The organism is Sinorhizobium sp. KGO-5 (assembly GCF_036245905.1).
Lineage (GTDB): Bacteria > Pseudomonadota > Alphaproteobacteria > Rhizobiales > Rhizobiaceae > Sinorhizobium > Sinorhizobium meliloti_A.
This window is the reverse complement of record NZ_BDIZ01000001.1, coordinates 1,562,827-1,581,853: the sequence shown is the minus strand read 5'-3', so window position 1 is coordinate 1,581,853 and position 19,027 is coordinate 1,562,827. Positions and strand designations below refer to the sequence as shown.

Here is a 19,027-nt window from a genome sequence, read left to right as displayed (position 1 = left end):
ACCTGTCCTCACGCGCGCCGGCTGATGACCGGGCCCTTCGCCGACCCGAATTCGGCGAGCACCGTCTCGCCGCCGGTGGCCGTCTGACCGACCGTCACGCGCGGTTCCGCACCGGCAGGCAGGAACACGTCGAGACGCGAGCCGAAGCGGATGAGGCCGAAACGCTCGCCCGCCTCGAGCGACGCGCTCTCCCGCGTCCAGCAGAGGATGCGGCGGGCCACGAGACCGGCGATCTGGACCACGCCGATCTGGCCGTGTTTCGTTTCGATGACGAGGCCGTTGCGCTCGTTTTCCTGACTTGCCTTGTCCAGCTCGGCATTCACGAACTTGCCGGCACGGTAGGCGATCCGTCGTACCGTGCCGCTCATCGGCGCGCGGTTCACGTGGCAATTGAAGACGTTCATGAAGACCGAAATGCGCAGCATCGGCTCCGATCCGAGGCCCAGTTCCTCAGGCGGCGTCACGGTGGCGACCGACGATACGGTGCCGTCCGCCGGGCTGATGACGAGATCGTCGTCGATCGGCGTCATGCGCTCCGGATCGCGGAAGAAATAGGCGCACCAGGCGGTCAGAACGAAGCCGATCCACATCAGCGGCTCCCAGAGGAAGCCGAGCGCCAGCGACACGACAAAGAAAATCGCAATGAAGCGGTAGCCTTCCCTGTGGACCGGTACGAGCGTGTTGCGCACTGTGTCGATCAAACTCATGAACTCTACTCTCCATATTTGCTTTGCGACGTGAACTAGCGCGAATCAGACAGCCCGGCAATGTCGAGGCCGGGAGATAGAGGACTCGCGGTAACATCATTGCGATCAGAGCGCCGGCATTCCGCGGTCGACGATGCCGAGATCGTCGCTCTCACGCACGCGTTTCAACTGTTCTTCGGCCTGCGTTGCCTCGCGCTGGCGGCTCCACATGGAAGCATAAAGACCGCCGCGGTCGATCAGTTCGCCATGGGTGCCGCGTTCGGCAATGACGCCGTCCTTCAGGACGATGATCTCGTCGGCGTTGATGACCGTCGACAGGCGATGGGCGATGACGAGCGTGGTGCGATTGCGCGACACGATATCGAGCGCAGCCTGGATTTCCTGTTCCGTCTTCGTGTCCAGCGCCGACGTCGCCTCGTCGAGGATCAGAATCGGCGGCGCCTTCAGGATGGTTCGCGCAATCGCGACGCGCTGCTTCTCGCCGCCCGAAAGCTTCAGGCCGCGCTCGCCCACCATGGCGCGGAAGCCTTCCGGCAGGTCACGGATGAAATCGGCGATCTGCGCCGCCTCGGCGGCTGCCTCGACCTCCGCATCGCTCGCAGTCACCCGGCCGTAACGAATATTGTAGGCGATCGTATCGTTGAAAAGCACAGTGTCCTGCGGCACCATTCCGATCACGGAGCGCAGGCTCTTCTGGGTGACGTCACGCACGTCCTGACCGTCGATGGTGATCGAGCCTTCTTGGACATCGTAAAAGCGGTAGAGCAGCCGCGACAATGTCGACTTGCCGGCTCCTGAGGGGCCGACGACTGCGACCGTCTTTCCGGCGGGCACATCGAAGCTGATCCCTTTCAGGATCGGCCGTGCCGGATCATAGGCGAATTGGACGTTCCTGAAGGCGATTGCGCCTCTTTCGATCTCGAGCTCCTTCGCGTTCGGCCGGTCGACGACCTCCGCCCGAACGTCGAGCAGATCGAACATGTGCTCGATATCGGTCAGGCCCTGGCGGATTTCGCGATAGACGAAACCGATGAAGTTCAGCGGGATCGCGAGCTGGATCAGCATCGCGTTGATGAAGACGAAGTCGCCGATGGTCTGTTCGCCGCGCTGTACGGCGAGCGCCGATATCGTCATCATCACCGCCGTGCCGGCACCGAAAATCAGCGCCTGGCCGAAGTTCAGCCAGCCGAGCGACGTCCAGACCTGCGTCGCGGCCCGCTCGTAACGCTCCATAGACTTGTCGAACCGCTTCGCCTCCATCTCCTCGTTGCCGAAATATTTCACGGTCTCGAAATTCAGGAGCGAATCGATCGCCTTGGTGTTCGCATCGGTGTCGCTGTCGTTCATCGAGCGTCGAATGGCGATGCGCCAGTCGCTCGCACGCACCGTGAACCAGATGTAGAGCCATACCGTGACAGCGGTCACCAGGAGATAGGTGAAGCCGTAGCCCCACCAGAAGATCACCGCCGTCAGCAGAAACTCGATGAGTGTCGGCACGCTGTTGAGGATCGTGAAGCGGACGATCGTCTCGATGCCCTTGGTGCCCCGCTCGATGATGCGCGAAAGCCCGCCCGTGCGCCGCTCGAGATGGAAGCGCAGCGAGAGCTGGTGCATGTGAACGAAGGTCTTGTAGGCAAGCTGCCTGACGGCATGCTGGCCGACACTGGCGAAAAGCGCGTCGCGCAGCTGGTTCAGGCCCGCCTGCAGCAAACGCGCGAGATTATAGGCGAGTACCAGCATGACGGCGCCGGTCAGGAACTGAGGCAGGAAACCGAGCGCGTCGGGCTTGTTGTTGAGCGCATCGGTCGCCCATTTGAAGAAATAGGGGACAAGGATGAGCACCATCTTGGCGATCACCAGGATCACCGTCGCCCAGACGACCCTCAGCTTCAGATCGATCCGGTCCGCCGGCCACATGTATGGCCACAGATTCGCTATGGTTTCGATGGGATTGGCACTGTCGGCGGAAACCGTCTTCTTCTGGGGCACGTCTCAGTCCGCTTCATGATTTGATTGACGAAGACATGCGGGCGAACCGCTACGTCGCGCGCCTTCATCCCGCACCAGCTTCAATGAAAAGCGGCGCCTTTTTGGAGGACGCCGCTTTTCCTGACAGATAGGTCCACCTCCCCGCCAACGCAATGGAAGTGCCGGCAAAAGACAAACTTAGAGCGGGATGAGGAAAACTATGTGCGGTTTTCCGCCCGCATCCCGCTCTTGGGAACGATCACGTTAGTGCTTTCAGGTCGAACCGACCTCAAAAGCATCGTGATCTAGTGTCGCATATGCTTGCGGTGGATTTCCCGCGATTCTTCCTCCGACAGCATCTCGTCCGGAACCCCGAAAACCTGGCCCGGTCGGATCAGATCCGGATTCTCGATCTGTTCGCGGTTGGCGAGATAGATCGTGGTGTAGCGCAGACCGGCACCGTAGACGCGGCGCGAGATCTGCCACAGCGTATCGCCGCGGCGGATGATCACCGACGTCTTGCTTTCCTTGAGCGGTGCCTGCTCGATGGTGGCCGGCTGTTCCTTCGCCGCATCTGAAGCCGGCGCCGCCGCCTGTTCGACCACGGTTGCATTTGTCTCGCCCGCTGCCGAAGGCTCCGGCTGCTTCGAGGCATCGCTCGCCTGCACCGCCAAGGGTTCGGCGGATGCCACCGAGGTGCCGACATTCTGGCGCGTCAATGCGTTCCCAAGAGCGCCATCGACCTTCTCCACCGCCGCTGCGACGCTTGACGGGTCCTGCGGCGCAGCCTTGAGCGCGTCCAGCGCCGTTGTCGCCGCCTTGGACGCTTCAGCGGCGGCTGCCGCCAGATCGGCATCGGAGCCGTCGGCCGGCTTGAATTCGGCCAGCGACTGGAGGGCGAATTCGGTTGCCGAGCGGGCTGCGGCGAGCTGCTCCACGGAGGGCTGCTTCCCGTCGGCAAAAAGCGCTTTCAAAAGGGTAAGCGCCTTGCCCGCTTCCGCCTTCAAACGGTCGAGACCCGTCGTGGGTGCTGCAAGCGTCGAACCGGCGATGGCGGCAACCTGCGCGCCCGCCGGCCTGTCGAAGGGAACGGAGGCGCGCATCGCCACCTTGCTTGCATCTTCGTTCATCATATCGGCGCGGATGATATGGCTGCCGACCGAGAGCTCGATCGAACCGTCGACGACGAAATGTCCCTTGTCATCGGCTTTCACCTCACCCAGCAGCTCGTCGTCAGCGTAAATGCGGACAAGGGCAGCGGGCTTGGCGTTGCCTGCGACATACATCATGCCGCCTTCGATCTCGACCGCAGTCACCTGCAGCCCGGGAATGGTTGCCGGTGCGGCGGGAGAAGCGGAAGCGCCGCCGGGCTCGCCGGCCGGTACCGTGCCCGGATCGGCGGCTGCCTGCATCGGCTTCGGCCCGGCTTCCGGCGTCGTGATCAGCCGGCTCGCCTTGCCCGCCTTGGATACCATCGCCAGCAGCTGCCCACTCGAATCCTTCGGTACCGAAACAGTTGCAACCTCCTCCGACGTCTTGCTGTGTCCGCCTGAGCCGACGCTTCTGAGCGTCAGCTGGTGGTCGCCTGCCGAGAGCGGCTTGTCGAAGACGGCGGCAAAATCGCCGCCCGCGCCGACATTGGCGGTACCGACGACCGTGTCGCCGCTCAGGATCTCGAGCTTCGTGCCGGGCTGGGCTCTGCCCGCGACGACCGTCGAGCCGTCCGGTTCGACGCGCAGAACGTCAAATCCCGGAACCGTCCAGTTCGCCACCGGGTCGGATGCGGCCGCATTGCTGCCGGAGGCCGCTGTCGCTTGTTGTGCTGCGTTGCCTTGCGGGGCGGACGGATCGGTCTTCGTCGCCGCCGCCGTTTGGCCGGGCTGCTCGCCTGCGCCCGATTGGGCCACCGCCCCCTTGTCGCTTTCACGCAGATTCGGCTGAACCACAAAGATCATCAATGCGGTCGCGATTGCCAGGACGCCAAGCGCCACCCAGCTGGCCTTATTCTTAATCATGCCACTCTCCACAGGGCGGAGCGCCTTGATGCTCCCCGCATGCCCCATCGGCCGGCGCTGCGACGCCCGGTGCATTATAGCGCAACCGCAGCACACTGTCCGAATTCTTCAATGTATTACTGAAATTGCTAACGTTTCTTATAGTTCTATACAAGCGCTCACTATGATTCCGGCGCTCGACAGCCGGAGATTTTTCGTCCATTTTCCTTGACCCGTGCTGCACTGCAATTTCTGGTGGGACCATGAACGAGGAAACCACGCCGATTCTATCCGTTTGCGTTTATTGCGGTTCTCAGCCCGGGCGTGACGAAGCCCACATGCAGGCCGGCCGCACCCTCGGCAGATCGATCGCCGATCATGGCCTGCGCCTCGTCTATGGCGGCGGCACGCGCGGGATCATGGGCGCCGTGGCGAGCGGCGTGCTCTCATCCGGCGGACACGTGACCGGCATCATTCCCGAATTCCTGATGGACAAGGAAGCGACGCGTCACTCGCTAGGCCAGCTGAACGAATTGATCGTTACCACCGACATGCATGAGCGCAAGCACAAGATGTTCGAGCGCGCCGACGCCTTCGTCGCCCTTCCGGGCGGGATCGGCACGCTCGAGGAGATCGTCGAAATCATGACCTGGGCGCAGCTCGGCCGCCACAGGAAGCCGATGGTCTTCGGCAATGTCAACGGCTTCTGGGATCCGATGCTGCAGCTGATCGACCACATGCGCGGCCAGGGATTCGTTCACACCGCGCATCTCGTGCAGCCGCTGGTGATCGACCGTGCGGAAGACATCATCCCCGGCATCCTTGCCTCGGTCCGCGCCAACGGGCGCGAAGGCGAAGCCGAGATCATCGCCAGGCTCTGATCCAGATCGGGACGAGGAGAAGTGTGTGCGGTTTTCCGCCCGCATCCCCGCTCTTCTTAGAATCGATCACGTTCATGACTTCAGGTCGATCCGACCTGAAGTCATCGTGATCTGACTCTGCCGATTATTCGGCCGGCGTCGGTTGAGCCGCCCGCCGCGCCCTGCTCTCCGCAAGCATCGCTCCCGAATAGATGAAGAGCGCGGCCCAGATCAGGACGAAAGCGACGAGTTTTGCCGTTCCAAAGGGTTCGTGGAAAACGAAGACCGCGATCAGGAAGATCATCGTCGGAGCGATATATTGCATGATCCCGATCGTCGAAAGCCGGAGCAGCTTCGCGCCATTGGCATAGATCATCAGCGGCACGGCGGTGACGATCCCGCAGGCGAGGAGCAGCAGGACATCCGTCATGTTGGCGTCGCCGAGGAAGTGGCCCTGCCCCGTCGCCTCGAGCCAGATGACGTAGCCTGCGGCCGGGATGCTGAGCAGCAAGACCTCGAGGAAGAAGCCCTGGTTCGGCCCGACCGGCAGCGTCTTCCGGAAGAACGCATAGAAACCCCAGGAAAAGCACAGCCCGATCGAAACCCAGGGAAGACCGCCCGCGTCGAAGGCAAGCACGCCAACGGCGAGCGCGGCGAGGCCGATCGCCACCATCTGCGCCGGATTCGGCCTCTCCTTCAGCAGCAGCGCACCGAGGAAGATGGAGAACAGAGGGTTGATATAGTAGCCGAGCGCCGTCTCGATGGCCCGCCCCGCCCCGATCGCCCAGACATAGATGCCCCAGTTGACCGTGATGAGAGCGGCCGTGATCGTGGCCATCATCAGCACGCGTGGAGAGCGCAGCGCTACCTTCACGTCCTGCGTGCGGCCGAGCCACACGAGCACGAGGCCTGCGAGCGGTACCGACCAGACGATACGATGCGCCACCACTTCCGCCGCAGGGATATGCGACACCGCCTTCATGAAGAAAGGCAGGAAACCCCACAACAGGTAGGCTGCCAGCGCGAAGGCGAAACCTTTCGGGGAATCGACATTCTCTGCGGGCAAATTCGCGTTCGGCTCGGCCATGATTTTGATCCTGAAATTCCACCGGAGCCGAGCGGGAAGCGCTCCGGTCGCAATCGACGGCCAACCCTCTCGGGAGCAATTGCCGTCAGTCCTCCTGCGTCCTACTCCAACCGACGGTGATGCACCAATTCATTTCCGTGAACCGATGGATGAACGGCGTTGATGCGACGGAAGCGGATATCCCGCGCAACCCGAAATCATCGTGATCCAACTACTCGGCCGCGATCGATCCGACCTGATCGCGGTTTTTGAGCAGCTTGTAGACGATACTGTCCATCAATGCCTGAAATGAGGCGTCGATGATGTTGTCGGACACGCCGACCGTCCACCAGCGCGCCCCTGAGCGATCCGTCGATTCGATCAGAACGCGGGTGACGGCCTCGGTGCCGCCGTTGAGGATGCGCACCTTGTAATCGGCAAGTTCCAGATCGGCGATCTCGGACTGGTACTTGCCGAGATCCTTGCGAAGCGCGAGGTCGAGCGCGTTGACCGGACCATGCCCCTCGGCGACCGACATCATCGTTTCGCCGTCGACGATCACCCTGACCACGGCCTCCGATACCGTCTTCAGCTTGCCGTTCGCGTCGAAGCGGCGCTCGACCATGACGCGGAAGCTCTCCACCCGGAAGAAGTCGGGCACGGTGCCGAGAATACGGCTCGCGAGCAGCGTGAAGCTCGCATCCGCACCTTCATAGGCATAGCCCGTCGCCTCGCGTTCCTTGACGATCGAGATCAGCTTGTCGAGCCGCGGATCGTCCTTGGAGACCGTGATGCCGCGCCGCTTGAGGGCGTTGATGAAATTGGCCTTGCCTCCCTGATCGGAGACCATGACCTTGCGCAGGTTGCCGACGCTTTCCGGTGCGACATGCTCGTAGGTCCTCGGGTCCTTGAGCAAGGCGGAGGCGTGAATGCCGGCCTTGGTGGCAAAAGCCGAAGCGCCGACATAGGGGGCCTGGGGATCGGGAGAGCGGTTGAGCAACTCGTCGAAGGCATGGGCGAGCTTGGTCAGCTCCTGGAGCCTCTCGGCATCGACTGCCGTCTCGAAGCGGTTCGAATAGGTTTCCTTCAGGGCAAGCGTCGCAATCAGCGTCACGAGATTGGCGTTGCCGCAGCGTTCCCCGATGCCGTTGAGCGTGCCCTGGATCTGACGAACGCCGGCTTCGACCGCAGCCAGCGAGTTGGCCACCGCCTGCCCCGTATCGTTATGCGCATGGATGCCGAGATTTGCACCGGGCACTCCCGCCGCAATCACGGCCGAGACGATCTCGCGGATCTCGCCCGGCTGCGTGCCGCCATTGGTGTCGCACAGGACGACCCAGCGCGCGCCCGCCTCGAAAGCCGTTTTCGTGCAGGCGAGCGCATAGGCGGGATTCGCTTTGTAGCCGTCGAAGAAATGCTCGCAATCGACCATCGCCTCGCGCCCGGACTCGACGACCGCCTTCACGGATGCGCGGATATTGTCGAGATTTTCCTCGTTCGTGCAGCCGAGCGCCACCTCGACATGATAATCCCAGCTCTTGGCGACAAGACAGATCGCATCGCTCTTGGCGCTCAGCAGCGCGCTCAGTCCCGGGTCGTTGGAAGCGGAGACGCCGGCGCGCTTGGTCATGCCGAAGGCGACGAAGGAGGCCTTGTCGGTACGCCGGCACTTGAAAAACTCCGTGTCCGTGGGGTTGGCGCCGGGATATCCGCCCTCGACATAGTCCATGCCGAATTGATCGAGCAGCGTCGCAATCGCGATCTTATCCTCGACGGAAAAGTCGATGCCCGGCGTCTGCTGCCCGTCCCGAAGCGTCGTGTCGAAGAGATAGATGCGTTCCCTGGTCATGTCTCGGTTCCAACGTACAAATCACTGATCGATTGCGGGTTCTTCGCACCCGCTCTATTCGGCCTTGCCGGCAAATTTATCGGTCGCCCGGATGAGCCGGTCGAGAATGCCCGGCTCCGAATAGGCATGTCCCGCCCCCTCGATGAGGTGGAATTCGGCATGCGGCCAGGCCTTGTGCAGCTGCCAGGCATATTTTGCCGGGCATGGCATGTCGTAGCGACCATGCACGATCACGCCCGGAATTCCGTGGAGCTTATGGGCATCGCGCAGCAATTGCCCGTCTTCCAGCCAGCCGGCATTGACGAAGAAATGGTTTTCGATGCGGGCGAACGCGTGAGCGTATTCGTCCTCCTCGAAGGGCGTGCTGGTGTCCGGCTCCGGCAGAAGCGTGATGGTCTCCCCCTCCCAGATGCTCCAGGCCTTGGCCGCGGCAAGCCGCGTCGCGCGGTCCTCGCTTGTCAGGCGGCGGTGATAGGCCCGCATCATCTCGTGGCGTTCTTCCGGCGGGATCGGCGCGATGAAGCGTTCCCACTTGTCGGGGAACATTTCCGAGACGCCGAACTGATAGTACCAGTCGAGCTCGGCCTTGGTCAGGGTGTAAATGCCCCTGACGACGAGCTCGCTTACCCGCTCAGGATAGGTCTCGGCATAGGCCAAGGCCAGCGTCGAGCCCCAGGAGCCGCCAAAGACGAGCCACTTGCCAACCCCGCAAAATTCCCGCAGCCGTTCGATATCGGCCACGAGGTGCCAGGTCGTGTTGGCCTCGATCTCTGCATGCGGCGTCGACCTGCCGCAGCCGCGCTGGTCGAACAGCATCACATCGTAGAGCGACGGATCGAAGAGCCGGCGGTGGTTCGGCGAAATCGTACCGCCCGGGCCGCCGTGGAGGAAGACCGCCGGCTTGCCGCCGGGCGTGCCCGCCCGTTCCCAATAGATCGAATGGCCGTCGCCCACATCGAGGTGCCCGGATGCATAGGGTTCGATTTCGGGATAGAGGGTACGCAATGGCGAACTCACGATAGATCTTCCTCGGGCGGCCAGTGCACCGTGTCGTAATCGGGGTGCTGGCGGTTGGATTCCAGGACTATGAGATGGCGCTCGGCGGCCGCTTCGCTGCCGTCGTCGGTCTCTGTTTCGGGAAGCTGCGGCAGATGCGAAAACCAGAACATCCGCGACTCGACGCCGGACTGGTAGACCGGCTGGACGTCATCCGGATCGTCGAGCGAACCGAGCGCGATGTTCAGGAAGCTCGCATGCGGCATGTCATAGAAGAGCGGCGTCCCGCAATCGCGGCAAAAGCCGCGGCGCACGAGATCGGACGAACGATACCAGGCGGGCTGGCCGCGCACGATGCGGAAATCTTCGCGCGCGATATTGGCGAGCGGCAGAAAGTAGTTGCCCGCCGCCTTCTGGCACATGCGGCAATGACAGATATGCGGATCGTCCAGCGTGCCCTCGGCGCGGTAGCGCACCGCGCCGCACTGGCAGCCGCCGGTGAAGATGCGTCCGATCATCGTGCCCAGACTCCGCCCGGAGGCCACTGCTCCGTCTCATGGTCCGGATGCTGAAACGAGATGATCTGCTCCTGCCGCCCATAATAGTCGGCATCGTCGTGAACCGGCTGCTCGAAGATCGATTCGACCCAGGGAAGCCGGGACTGGTAATTGACCTGAATTTTCGGCGCGAGATCGGAGCGGTCGTCGAAGGCGCCTATGGCGATTTCGAGGCCGCCAGGATGCCGATAGGTCATCGGCGTACCGCATTTCGGGCAGAAGCCACGATCGATATTGACCGATGACTGGAAATAGCTCGGCTCGTCGCGGATCCACTCGACCCCGTCCTTCGGCGCCGTCACCAAGGCGGAGAAGAAAGAGCCGAACTGTTTCTGGCACATGCGGCAATGGCAGATCGAGGGGCGCCCGAGCTCTCCGTGGATGCGGAAGCGAACGGCCCCGCACTGGCAGCCTCCAGTCCTGACGGTATTGCTCATCCTTTTTCCTCCGGTGGCCAGGTTTCGGTGTCGTGGTCGGGGTGCTGATAGGAAACGAGGTCGGCAAGAAAGGAGACAGCCTCGGCGTCGGCCATGGTCTCTTCGCCGGGCAGCTCGGATACATGATCGACATAGGGCAGTTTTCCTTCGACGCCCCATTGGATGGTCGGCACGATGCCTTCCGGCCTGTCGAATGCAGCGATCGCGAGCGCCATGCCGTCCGGCGCCTCGTAGGTCAGCGGTGTTCCGCAGTCGCCGCAGAAGCCGCGCCAAACCACATTCGAAGACCGGAAGCGCTTGCGCTCGCCGCGGGTCCATACGAGCTTCGCGCCGCGTACGGAAACGAGCGGCAGGTAGAAATTGCCGCTCGCCTTCTGGCACATGCGGCAATGGCAGACGGAAGCATCGCCGAGTTTTCCCTCGACGCGGAAGCGGACCGCGCCACACTGGCATCCGCCCATATGGATCTCGTCAGCCATCTCGCCCTCCTCTTTCCTCCGGCGTGCCGGCAGCGCCATCATCCTGAAACTAGACCTGAGACCGCTTCACCTCCCAGGTGGTCACTCTTTCGCCGGTTTCGGGATCCTTGCCGTCCTTGAGCTGGATGCCCCTCGCCAGGAGATCGGCGCGGATGCCGTCGGCCTGCGCGTAGTTCTTGGCCTTCAGAAGCTCCAGACGCTCACGTACACGGCCATCGATCTCGTGAACGACGGCCTCGTCGAGTTCGACCTCCTTCGGCACCACCCCGAGAAGCGCCGCGCTCGCGGCGAAGGCCCCGAGATGGCGCGAATCGGCGGAAGCCTTTTGCGCCAATGCATGCAGCGCCTGAACGGCCGCCACGGTGTTGAGGTCGTCGGCCAGGGCGGTGACGACGGCCGGGTCCGCCTCGCCTGCAGCGTCGCCGTAGACCGGCCATTTCGACAGCAGATGCTCGGCCTCCTCCAGCCGCTTGATCGAGAAGTCGATCGGTTCGCGGTAATGGGTCATCAGCATTGCCAGCCGAAGGACCTCGCCGGGCCATTTGCGGCCGCCGAATTTTTCCGTGTGAAGAAGCTCGTAGATAGTGATGAAATTGCCCTCGGATTTCGACATCTTGCGGCCTTCGACCTGCAGGAAGCCGTTGTGCATCCAGACATTCGCCATCATCTCGGTGCCGTGGGCACAACGGGACTGGGCGAGCTCGTTTTCGTGATGCGGGAAGATCAGGTCGATGCCGCCGCCGTGGATGTCGAACACGTCGCCGAGATAGCGCCCGCTCATAGCCGAGCATTCGATGTGCCAGCCGGGCCGCCCGCGGCCCCAGGGGCTGTCCCAGCCGGGCTCGTGCTCGGCGGAGAGCTTCCAAAGCACGAAATCGCCCGGGTTTTTCTTGTGCGCCTCGACGGCGACGCGGGCACCGGCCTGCTGCTCGTCGAGATTGCGCTTGGAAAGCTGGCCGTAATCGTCCATCGACCGTGTATCGAAGAGCACCTCTCCCTCGGCCTCGTAGGCATGGCCCTTGGCGATCAGCTTTTCGATGATTTCGATCATCCCGGCGATGTTTTCGGTCGCGCGCGGTTGCACGGTGGGCTCGATGCAGCCGAGCACCGCGGCATCTTCCAGGAACTGTGTCTCGGTCTTCTCGGTCACGTGCCGGATCGCCTCGTTCAGCGGCAGCCCGGGATAGTCGCGCAATGCCCGCGCGTTGATCTTGTCGTCCACATCGGTGATGTTGCGAGCATAAATGACGTGATCCGCGCCGTAGACGTGACGAAGCAGCCGGAACAGGACGTCGAATACGATGATCGGCCGTGCATTGCCGATATGGGCATAGTCGTAGACCGTCGGGCCGCAGACATACATGCGGACGTTCTGAGGATCGATCGGCCGGAATTCGGCCTTTTCCCGCGTCAGCGTGTTGTACAGTTTCAAAATCGGCATTCCGCCCATCCCAGATCTCCAAGTCTGCATGCTGCCGTCGCAATATAATCGCCGGGTGGCCCCGCGCGTTTGTCATCTTGGATTTTTGGAGACGAAAACGGCCAGGCCAGCGGTTCGCTAGCGAATAATCTTCCGGCAAATAATGCAGATAACCGTTTTCATGGCGACCCTTATCGCGCGTCACCCGGCGCCGGTCAAGAGGCGAGCCACGTGCAAGCGAAAGTCGTCATTCCGCAAATGACAGCCATGGATTTGTCACGATTTGGCTTATCTGGAAATCGTCAGAGGGGGAGGAGATTCGCCAATGCAGCCCGGCACTGCTTCAGGTCCTGTTTCCCGAGGAACAACAGGGACATGGTTTTCGTTGAAAATTCACGAGGGCTAATGCTCCCGATAGGGAAAACACCAAGGAAGACATGCAATGAAGGCCGCCAAAATTGCCGAACGCAACCCGCCGCCATCCGATCTGCTGACGAAATACCGCCCACTTGGCCTGAAGGCCGTCCTCGCAGCCGCGCTGCAAGTCAGGGCTAAACCGGCTGACAAGAAGATCGCGAAGCGTTCGGCTTAGTTCCGATCTGGGAGCAGCGCCGCGCGTCCCCTTCGCCCCGCTTGCCGGGGAGAAGGTGGCCGGCAGGCCGGATGAGGGGCGGTCCTTGGCTCAAAACAACGACATCTGCCCGCCATCATCCCGATCGTCAGAGCGCCCCCTCTTCGGGATCTGCGCTATGGGCGTGACCTCGTCCTGAAGCTCAGGGCCGGTGTTGGCGACCTTGTTGACCTTGTCCGACACGGGGATTGCTTCGAAATAATCCTCCGCCGCCGGCACCATGAGGTCGGCCACCTCGCGAGGTTCCTGGCTCTTGCAATCGAGCCAACGGGAAAAGTCTTCGGGCTGGATCACGACCGGCATGCGGTCATGGATGTGACTGACGGCGCCGTTCGCATCGGTCGTGAGGATCGCCGCGGTGTCGACCTCCGAACCGTCGGCGGAAGACCACGTCTCCATGAGCCCGGCAAAGGCCACGATCCCGCCCTTTTTCGGCCGGACCCAAAAGGCTTGCGAGGCCTCCCGGCTGCCCTTGACGGGGCGGCGCCATTCGTAGAAACCGGACGCCGGCACCAGCACGCGGCGATGGCGCATTGCGGCGCGGAAGGCGGCCTTGCCGGTCGCGGTTTCGGCCCGAGCGTTGATGAGCAGAGGAAACTTGCGCGGGTCCTTGACCCAGCCTGGCGTGAAACCCCAACGGACGAGCACAGCCTTGCGTTCCGGCAGGTTGCTGCCCGGTTCCGGCCGATCGGAGGCCACGATAACGACTATCGGCTGCGTCGGCGCGATGTTGAAGCGCGCAGGAAAGCCCTCCGCTTCAAGCAGGCCAAACAGTTCCAGCAATTCCTCCGGCGTGGCCGTAAGCGCAAAACGTCCGCACATGACATCGATGTGGCACTTCACGTAGTATGGGTCAACGACCAAGGTGATTTTCGATTCCATGATAACGAAGCAACCCGAGCGCGCCTCCTCCGCCATTCTCGAACGGAACGGCCGCTATCTTCTTGTCCGGCGGGCCAATCCGCCGTCAGCCGACATGTACGCGTTTCCCGGCGGCAGGGCGGAGCCCGGGGAGACGCCTGCGCAGACGGCATTGCGCGAACTCGCCGAGGAAACGGGCATCAGCGCCCGCGATCCCGTGCTCTTCGAAATCTATGACCTGCCCGGTATAGGCCGGCAGGAGCGTCACTTCCTGCTCTCGGTCTTCACCGTCCAAGCCGATCCTGATTTGGTCGCGATCGCCTGCGATGATGCCGCCGGCGTTGGCTGGTTCACACCGGAGGAGATTTTCACCTTGCCCATTCCGGAAAGCGTGCGCGACTGCGTGAAAAAGCTGGCTGCCGGCGGGCCAAGGCGTATTCCTGAGTCGGCGACCGGCGTCGGTTCGGATTTGAGGGGCGCATGACCGATAAACGGCTCCCGTTCAGACTGTTGCTTACAGGCATTCTCCTCGCCACCGCCGCCGGCGTGGCGGCTCAGGAAAAGCAGCCTGCCCAGCAGACGGCCGCTCCCTCCCCGGCGCAGGAGGAAAAGCCGACCCCTTACGACCGGCGGCTGATCCGCCTCGCCGAAATTCTCGGCTCGGTGCATTATCTGCGCAATCTCTGTCTCGACCAGCCCGAGGACGGCTGGCGCCGCTCCACGCAGGAACTGATCGACAAGGAGGCGGCCGGAGAGCCGAAACGGCGCGAGCGCATAACCGCCGCTTTCAACCGGGGCTATCGGACCTTCGCCTCGGTCTATACCAGGTGTACGGAGCCCGCGACGCTCGCGGAAGAACGCTACCGTGCCGAAGGTGCAACACTCGTTTCGGAAATCGTCGCCCGCTTTGGAAATTAGGAAGATATTAACCTCTTTTTCCCTGACCCCGTGTCGTTTCGGGAAAAGGCTGCTAAGTTTGTTAAGAGAGTGATAAGAAGTAGCCGGCCTGTCTGCCCGTTCAGTTGCGGTTCAGCGGATAGGCGTTAGGTTAGCCAGTGCACGTAATGGAAGCCGCATGGAACGAATGATGGAACCAAGCCTGACAGACATCGACGACATGATCGTCCACGAGAAGATGCAGGCGGCGCTCGAGCACCAGAACGAGGCTTGGGCGGATGGCATGGCCGACGGCATCGAGCCCGAAATCATCGCCGATGCGGCGATTGCGCTGGCCATGCGCGAAACCGTTCGGCTTCATGGCGAAGAAGGTGCCGAGGCAATGCTTAACTCGCTTCGCGAGCGCATGCTCGCCGGAGAATTCTCGCCAGAGCGGACGATTCAGTAACATCAGGACTGCCCGATGAACCGGAACCCTGCAAACCGGGCCCTCCCGGTTGGTCTTGTCGTGTTGCTGCTGGCGAGTGCGACGATGCCCCCTGCGCCCGCGTTCGCGCTCAGCGAGTTTCAGGGCGCCCCTGCCCCCATTGCCGGCGAACAGAACGCAGCCCCAGGCGACGAGGCCGAAGAGTCCGCGCCGGAAGAACGGGCCCCCCTCGAAATTCCGATGCCAGACCCTCTCGTCGACAGGACGGCCGTCGAGTCGAAGGACGATGAGATCGCCGCGCCTGACGTTGTGGAGCCTGTAGAGGTCCTGACGGATGTTTCGAAGATCCCGGTGCCGGTCGCACGCATGCGTGAACTGATCGTCGAGGCCGCGGCTTCGGGTGACATCGAGCGGTTGCGCCCGCTGCTCGGCAAGGGCCCCACCCAGACCCAGGTTACCGCCATCGCCGGGGAAGACGACCCGATTGCCGCACTCAAAAGTCTTTCCGGCGACCAGGACGGCATCGAAATTCTGGCCATCCTCCTCGACGTCATGTCGACGGGCTTCGTGCTTGCGGACAAGGGTACTCCCGAGGAGGCCTATGTCTGGCCCTATTTCGCCGAGAAGCCGCTCTCGTCGCTGACCGCCCCGGAAAAGGTCGACCTCTTCCGACTGGTGACCGCCGGCGATTTCGCCGGGATGGAAGAGTTCGGCACCTACAATTTCTACCGCGTCGGCATCACGCCGGATGGAAAGTGGAAGTTCTTCGTCGCGGGCGATTGAGCGCGTCTCGTGCCGGAGAGACGGAAATGCTGGCGGTTCCCGCTCGGCATGCTTGCCCTTCCCCGGCAGACATCCTACCTCTTCGGAATAGAGAATAGGACTCGACATATGCCCATGGTTTGCCTCGACGGCCGCGCAATCATTCGTGTCTCCGGAAAGGACGCGGAGACCCTTCTTCAGACGCTGATCACGACGGATATCGCCTCATTGACCCCGGACGAGGTCAGGCCTGGCGCGCTGCTGACGCCGCAGGGCAAGATCCTTTTCGATTTCCTGATCTCCCGCGACGGCGAAGCGTTGCGTCTGGAGACGACGGAGGATCAAGCCGAAGCGCTCGTCAAGCGCCTGACGATGTACAAGTTGCGATCGGCAGTGGAGCTGTCGCTCAATTCGCCGGCACCGGTCACGGTCGTGTTCGGAGAAGATGCGCCGGCCGAGAGCTATCGCGATCATCGGTTCGAGAAGGCGGGCATTTCCGCTTTCCGCCTCTATCGCGACATGCCTGCAGCGGAAGCGGGCGTCGCCGATCTGGACCGGCTCAGAATCACGGTGGGCGTCGCCGTTGCCGGCCGCGACTACGACCTGCAAGATGCCTTTCCGCATGATGTTCTCATGGACATGAACGGCGGCCTTTCCTTCCGCAAGGGCTGCTATGTCGGGCAGGAAGTCGTTTCGCGCATGCAGCACCGAGGCACTGCGCGACGCCGCCTCGTCATCGTCGCCGGCGAGGCGACGCTGCCGCCGAGCGGAACCAACATTTCCGTCAACGGACGGCCGATCGGTTCACTCGGCACCGTACTGGATCGGGACGGCCTGGCGATCGTCAGGGTCGACAAGGCAGGCGAAGCGATCGCCAAGGGTGAGGCCATTCTTGCAGGCGATGTGCGCCTTACCCTCACGCTCCCCGCCTGGACGGGGCTCGTCTTTCCGAGCGAGGCAGGCGAGGCGAGCGCATGATGAGTGTGCGTGCGTGGCAGCGTATGCTTTCCGGGCGGCGGCTCGATCTTCTCGACCCCTCACCGCTCGACGTCGAGCTTTCCGACATCGCCCACGGACTCGCCCGCGTGGCGCGTTGGAACGGGCAGACTTCCGGCGACCACGCCTTCTCCGTTGCCCAGCACAGTCTCGTTGTCGAGGAGATTTTCCGCCGCACCAATCGCTGCGATGCCCAGGATTGCCTGATGGCCCTGCTTCACGACGCGCCGGAATACGTCATCGGCGACATGATCTCGCCGTTCAAGGCCGTCGTCGGCGGCGGCTACAAGACCGTGGAGAAGCGCCTGGAGAATGCGGTCCACCTGCGCTTCGGGCTTCCGGCACATACGCCCCGGGAACTCAAGGAGCGGATCAAGAAGGCCGACCGTATCGCGGCCTATTTCGAAGCGACGGAACTTGCCGGCTTTTCCGCAGAGGAGGCCCGAAAGTTCTTCGGTCAGCCGCGCGGCATCACCCGCGAGACGTTGCTGATCGACCCTCTGCCCGCGGTCGAGGCGCAGCGGCTCTTCGCCACGCGCTTCAATGCGCTGGAGTCCGAACGCGCCAAGGCGAGACAGGAGGCGTGACCATGACGGCAATCGTCGTCTCGCCGCTTCAGCGTATCGCGGAAATGGCCGTCCGGCACGGCTGCCGCGAAATGCTGAGCCTCCTTGCGAAGGGTCAGAATTTTCATCGCCCAGCCGTCATCGACCATGCGAAGCATCTGACGATCGGCGTCAACGACATCAGCTTCGCCGGAACGGGCGACCTGATTGCGCCGCAGGAAGAACACGTTCATCGAATCATCGATTTCGCCCGCAAATGGGACCGGACGCGGCCGATGCTCATACATTGCTGGATGGGCGTCTCCCGCTCGCCTGCGGCCGCGCTGATCGCCGCACTCGCCGTCGAACCGGACCAGGACGACCACGCGCTCGCGAAGCGCCTCCGGCTTGCCTCGCCCTATGCGACGCCGAATGCGCGCCTCGTGGAAATCGGCGACCGGGCGTTGTCCCGCAAAGGCGCGCTCGTCGCCGCTGTGCAAGCCATCGGCCGCGGCGCGGATGCGGACGGCAATGCTCCGTTCATCCTGCCCCTGCAAGACGTGCAACATGCCGGGTGAAGCGCAGCCGGTCACGGTCGAGATCGGGCTCAATGCCGTGATCGTCGCGGTCGTCAGCCGCAGCCCGCGCATCCTCGCCGTCAGCGAGGCGGACGGGGACGCTCGCGACAGCCTGCCCTTCGGCCCCTTCGATCCGGCCCGCCACCGCACTTTCGAGGCAAGCCTGCGGGCGCGCGTCGAGAAGCGTACGGCGCTCAGGCTCGGCTATATCGAGCAGCTCTACACCTTCGGCGACCGCGGGCGCCAGCGTCTGCCCGGCGAGGAAGGCAAGCACATGGTGTCCGTCGGCTACCTGGCGCTGACGCGCACGGACGCGGAGAACAACGAGAGGCTGGCCGAAGCGGGCGCTCATTGGCGCGACTGGTACGGCTATCTGCCCTGGGAAGACTGGCGTCTCGGACGTCCCGCGATACTCGACCAGACCATCCTGCCGGCGCTTGTTCGCTGGGAGTCCGGCGACGAAAAGCCGGCCTCGGCGCAGCGTCGTTCACGAGTACGCCTCGCCTTCGGCCTTGACGATTTTCCCTGGGACGAAGAGCGCGTGCTGGAGCGCTACGAATTGCTCTATGAGGCGGGTCTGGTGCGCGAGGCCGTGATCGACGGCCATTGCCGCGATCCGGAAAATCCGGCGGCAGGGCTGGCTATGCGCCACGACCATCGCCGGATCGTCGCGACCGCTGTCGCGAGACTGCGCGGCAAGCTCAAATACCGGCCGGTGGTCTTCGAGCTGATGCCGCCGGCATTCACCCTTACCGATCTGCAGGCAACCGTCGAGGCGATTTCAGGCCGCCATCTCCACAAGCAGAACTTCCGCCGGCTGGTCGAAGGAGCGGAGCTCGTCGAGCCGACGGGGGAGACCCTGGCATCCACCGGTGGCCGTCCGGCCGCACTCTTCCGCTTCCGCCGCCAAATCCTCGACGAGCGGCCCGCGCCCGGCCTCAAGGTCGGCGGCCGCTGATCCTTACACCGCGTTTGTGTTTTGCCAAACCCGCGGCGC

General features: G+C 63.0%; 21 protein-coding genes. 10 read left to right on the top strand and 11 right to left on the bottom strand.

Annotated elements, in window-relative coordinates; translation table 11 throughout:
* Nucleotides 1–8: 8 nt before the first annotated feature.
* The 3 genes from BHD07_RS07485 to BHD07_RS07475 all read right to left on the bottom strand — a co-directional run bounded on the left by BHD07_RS07485 (nt 9) and on the right by BHD07_RS07475 (nt 4,690).
* The gene (locus BHD07_RS07485) at nt 9–707 is read right to left on the bottom strand and encodes a phosphatidylserine decarboxylase (RefSeq protein WP_018094641.1); all 699 of its coding nucleotides are present in this window, start codon (nt 705–707) and stop codon (nt 9–11) included.
* A gap of 105 nt (nt 708–812) precedes the next feature.
* Entirely contained in the window at nt 813–2,696 is a 1,884-nt protein-coding gene (locus BHD07_RS07480) for an ABCB family ABC transporter ATP-binding protein/permease (protein WP_100672093.1), read from the bottom strand.
* Nucleotides 2,697–2,980: 284 nt separating this feature from the next.
* Complete coding sequence (locus tag BHD07_RS07475) at nt 2,981–4,690, bottom strand: LysM peptidoglycan-binding domain-containing protein (protein WP_100672092.1); 1,710 nt, start codon at nt 4,688–4,690, stop codon at nt 2,981–2,983.
* Nucleotides 4,691–4,932: 242 nt separating this feature from the next.
* On the opposite strand from BHD07_RS07475, the gene BHD07_RS07470 reads away from it, so the two are divergent.
* The gene (locus tag BHD07_RS07470; protein ID WP_100672091.1) at nt 4,933–5,550 is read left to right on the top strand and encodes an LOG family protein; all 618 of its coding nucleotides are present in this window, start codon (nt 4,933–4,935) and stop codon (nt 5,548–5,550) included.
* A 124-nt stretch (nt 5,551–5,674) separates the two neighbouring features.
* Here the strand turns inward: BHD07_RS07470 and rarD are convergent, their stop codons facing one another.
* From rarD to cysS, 7 genes are all read right to left on the bottom strand, one after another.
* Nucleotides 5,675–6,616 (bottom strand): EamA family transporter RarD, encoded by a 942-nt coding sequence (gene rarD / locus BHD07_RS07465; protein ID WP_100672090.1) that lies wholly within the window; start codon nt 6,614–6,616, stop codon nt 5,675–5,677.
* A gap of 211 nt (nt 6,617–6,827) precedes the next feature.
* Nucleotides 6,828–8,444: a citramalate synthase gene (gene cimA, locus BHD07_RS07460; RefSeq protein WP_100672089.1), complete on the bottom strand. Its 1,617-nt coding sequence runs from the start codon at nt 8,442–8,444 to the stop codon at nt 6,828–6,830.
* Between the two features lie 54 nt (nt 8,445–8,498).
* The gene (gene pip / locus BHD07_RS07455) at nt 8,499–9,461 is read right to left on the bottom strand and encodes a prolyl aminopeptidase (protein WP_100672088.1); all 963 of its coding nucleotides are present in this window, start codon (nt 9,459–9,461) and stop codon (nt 8,499–8,501) included.
* The gene (locus tag BHD07_RS07450) at nt 9,458–9,958 is read right to left on the bottom strand and encodes a GFA family protein (RefSeq protein ID WP_100672087.1); all 501 of its coding nucleotides are present in this window, start codon (nt 9,956–9,958) and stop codon (nt 9,458–9,460) included. Before BHD07_RS07450 ends, pip begins: the two co-directional genes overlap by 4 nt.
* A complete protein-coding gene (locus BHD07_RS07445) occupies nt 9,955–10,434 on the bottom strand; it encodes a GFA family protein (protein WP_018094633.1) in 480 nt (159 codons plus the stop codon). Before BHD07_RS07445 ends, BHD07_RS07450 begins: the two co-directional genes overlap by 4 nt.
* Nucleotides 10,431–10,913 (bottom strand): GFA family protein, encoded by a 483-nt coding sequence (locus BHD07_RS07440; RefSeq protein ID WP_100672268.1) that lies wholly within the window; start codon nt 10,911–10,913, stop codon nt 10,431–10,433. Before BHD07_RS07440 ends, BHD07_RS07445 begins: the two co-directional genes overlap by 4 nt.
* 49 nt (nt 10,914–10,962) lie before the next feature.
* On the bottom strand, nt 10,963–12,363 hold the full coding sequence (gene cysS / locus BHD07_RS07435) for a cysteine--tRNA ligase (protein ID WP_100672086.1): 1,401 nt from the start codon (nt 12,361–12,363) through the stop codon (nt 10,963–10,965).
* Nucleotides 12,364–12,775: 412 nt separating this feature from the next.
* On the opposite strand from cysS, the gene BHD07_RS07430 reads away from it, so the two are divergent.
* Nucleotides 12,776–12,925 carry a hypothetical protein gene (locus tag BHD07_RS07430; protein WP_080662060.1) on the top strand — a complete coding sequence of 50 codons (150 nt, stop codon included), beginning with the start codon at nt 12,776–12,778 and terminating at the stop codon, nt 12,923–12,925.
* Between the two features lie 90 nt (nt 12,926–13,015).
* Here BHD07_RS07430 and BHD07_RS07425 read toward each other — a convergent pair whose 3' ends face one another.
* Entirely contained in the window at nt 13,016–13,846 is an 831-nt protein-coding gene (locus BHD07_RS07425; protein ID WP_198516718.1) for an SOS response-associated peptidase, read from the bottom strand.
* On the opposite strand from BHD07_RS07425, the gene BHD07_RS07420 reads away from it, so the two are divergent.
* From BHD07_RS07420 to BHD07_RS07385, 8 genes are all read left to right on the top strand, one after another.
* The gene (locus tag BHD07_RS07420; RefSeq protein ID WP_338278779.1) at nt 13,845–14,309 is read left to right on the top strand and encodes an NUDIX hydrolase; all 465 of its coding nucleotides are present in this window, start codon (nt 13,845–13,847) and stop codon (nt 14,307–14,309) included. The genes BHD07_RS07425 and BHD07_RS07420 overlap by 2 nt on opposite strands.
* Nucleotides 14,306–14,743 (top strand): TIGR02301 family protein, encoded by a 438-nt coding sequence (locus BHD07_RS07415; RefSeq protein ID WP_100672084.1) that lies wholly within the window; start codon nt 14,306–14,308, stop codon nt 14,741–14,743. Before BHD07_RS07420 ends, BHD07_RS07415 begins: the two co-directional genes overlap by 4 nt.
* 157 nt (nt 14,744–14,900) lie before the next feature.
* On the top strand, nt 14,901–15,170 hold the full coding sequence (locus tag BHD07_RS07410) for a hypothetical protein (RefSeq protein ID WP_010969047.1): 270 nt from the start codon (nt 14,901–14,903) through the stop codon (nt 15,168–15,170).
* 15 nt (nt 15,171–15,185) lie between these two features.
* Complete coding sequence (locus BHD07_RS07405; protein ID WP_338278760.1) at nt 15,186–15,932, top strand: hypothetical protein; 747 nt, start codon at nt 15,186–15,188, stop codon at nt 15,930–15,932.
* 108 nt (nt 15,933–16,040) lie between these two features.
* A complete protein-coding gene (gene ygfZ, locus BHD07_RS07400; protein WP_100672082.1) occupies nt 16,041–16,889 on the top strand; it encodes a CAF17-like 4Fe-4S cluster assembly/insertion protein YgfZ in 849 nt (282 codons plus the stop codon).
* Nucleotides 16,886–17,494, top strand: a complete 609-nt coding sequence (locus BHD07_RS07395) for a YfbR-like 5'-deoxynucleotidase (RefSeq protein ID WP_100672081.1) — start codon at nt 16,886–16,888, stop codon at nt 17,492–17,494. Before ygfZ ends, BHD07_RS07395 begins: the two co-directional genes overlap by 4 nt.
* 2 nt (nt 17,495–17,496) lie before the next feature.
* Entirely contained in the window at nt 17,497–18,030 is a 534-nt protein-coding gene (locus BHD07_RS07390; protein WP_100672080.1) for a tyrosine phosphatase family protein, read from the top strand.
* Nucleotides 17,984–18,988 (top strand): NUDIX hydrolase, encoded by a 1,005-nt coding sequence (locus BHD07_RS07385; protein ID WP_100672079.1) that lies wholly within the window; start codon nt 17,984–17,986, stop codon nt 18,986–18,988. The genes BHD07_RS07390 and BHD07_RS07385 overlap by 47 nt, the downstream gene beginning before the upstream one ends.
* The last annotated feature ends 39 nt before the right edge of the window (nt 18,989–19,027 follow it).

Bases quoted from the DNA above. Each gene is read 5' to 3' on its own strand.
- BHD07_RS07485 (WP_018094641.1), bottom strand. From the start codon at position 707: ATGAGTTTGATCGACACAGTGCGCAACACGCTCGTACCGGTCCACAGG.
- BHD07_RS07475 (WP_100672092.1), bottom strand. From the start codon at position 4,690: ATGATTAAGAATAAGGCCAGCTGGGTGGCGCTTGGCGTCCTGGCAATC.
- BHD07_RS07470 (WP_100672091.1), top strand. From the start codon at position 4,933: ATGAACGAGGAAACCACGCCGATTCTATCCGTTTGCGTTTATTGCGGT.
- rarD (WP_100672090.1), bottom strand. From the start codon at position 6,616: ATGGCCGAGCCGAACGCGAATTTGCCCGCAGAGAATGTCGATTCCCCG.
- cimA (WP_100672089.1), bottom strand. From the start codon at position 8,444: ATGACCAGGGAACGCATCTATCTCTTCGACACGACGCTTCGGGACGGG.
- BHD07_RS07450 (WP_100672087.1), bottom strand. From the start codon at position 9,958: ATGATCGGACGCATCTTCACCGGCGGCTGCCAGTGCGGCGCGGTGCGC.
- BHD07_RS07445 (WP_018094633.1), bottom strand. From the start codon at position 10,434: ATGAGCAATACCGTCAGGACTGGAGGCTGCCAGTGCGGGGCCGTTCGC.
- BHD07_RS07440 (WP_100672268.1), bottom strand. From the start codon at position 10,913: ATGGCTGACGAGATCCATATGGGCGGATGCCAGTGTGGCGCGGTCCGC.
- cysS (WP_100672086.1), bottom strand. From the start codon at position 12,363: ATGGGCGGAATGCCGATTTTGAAACTGTACAACACGCTGACGCGGGAA.
- BHD07_RS07430 (WP_080662060.1), top strand. From the start codon at position 12,776: ATGAAGGCCGCCAAAATTGCCGAACGCAACCCGCCGCCATCCGATCTG.
- BHD07_RS07420 (WP_338278779.1), top strand. From the start codon at position 13,845: ATGATAACGAAGCAACCCGAGCGCGCCTCCTCCGCCATTCTCGAACGG.
- BHD07_RS07425 (WP_198516718.1), bottom strand. From the start codon at position 13,846: ATGGAATCGAAAATCACCTTGGTCGTTGACCCATACTACGTGAAGTGC.
- BHD07_RS07415 (WP_100672084.1), top strand. From the start codon at position 14,306: ATGACCGATAAACGGCTCCCGTTCAGACTGTTGCTTACAGGCATTCTC.
- BHD07_RS07410 (WP_010969047.1), top strand. From the start codon at position 14,901: ATGGAACGAATGATGGAACCAAGCCTGACAGACATCGACGACATGATC.
- BHD07_RS07405 (WP_338278760.1), top strand. From the start codon at position 15,186: ATGAACCGGAACCCTGCAAACCGGGCCCTCCCGGTTGGTCTTGTCGTG.
- ygfZ (WP_100672082.1), top strand. From the start codon at position 16,041: ATGCCCATGGTTTGCCTCGACGGCCGCGCAATCATTCGTGTCTCCGGA.
- BHD07_RS07395 (WP_100672081.1), top strand. From the start codon at position 16,886: ATGATGAGTGTGCGTGCGTGGCAGCGTATGCTTTCCGGGCGGCGGCTC.
- BHD07_RS07390 (WP_100672080.1), top strand. From the start codon at position 17,497: ATGACGGCAATCGTCGTCTCGCCGCTTCAGCGTATCGCGGAAATGGCC.
- BHD07_RS07385 (WP_100672079.1), top strand. From the start codon at position 17,984: ATGCTCCGTTCATCCTGCCCCTGCAAGACGTGCAACATGCCGGGTGAA.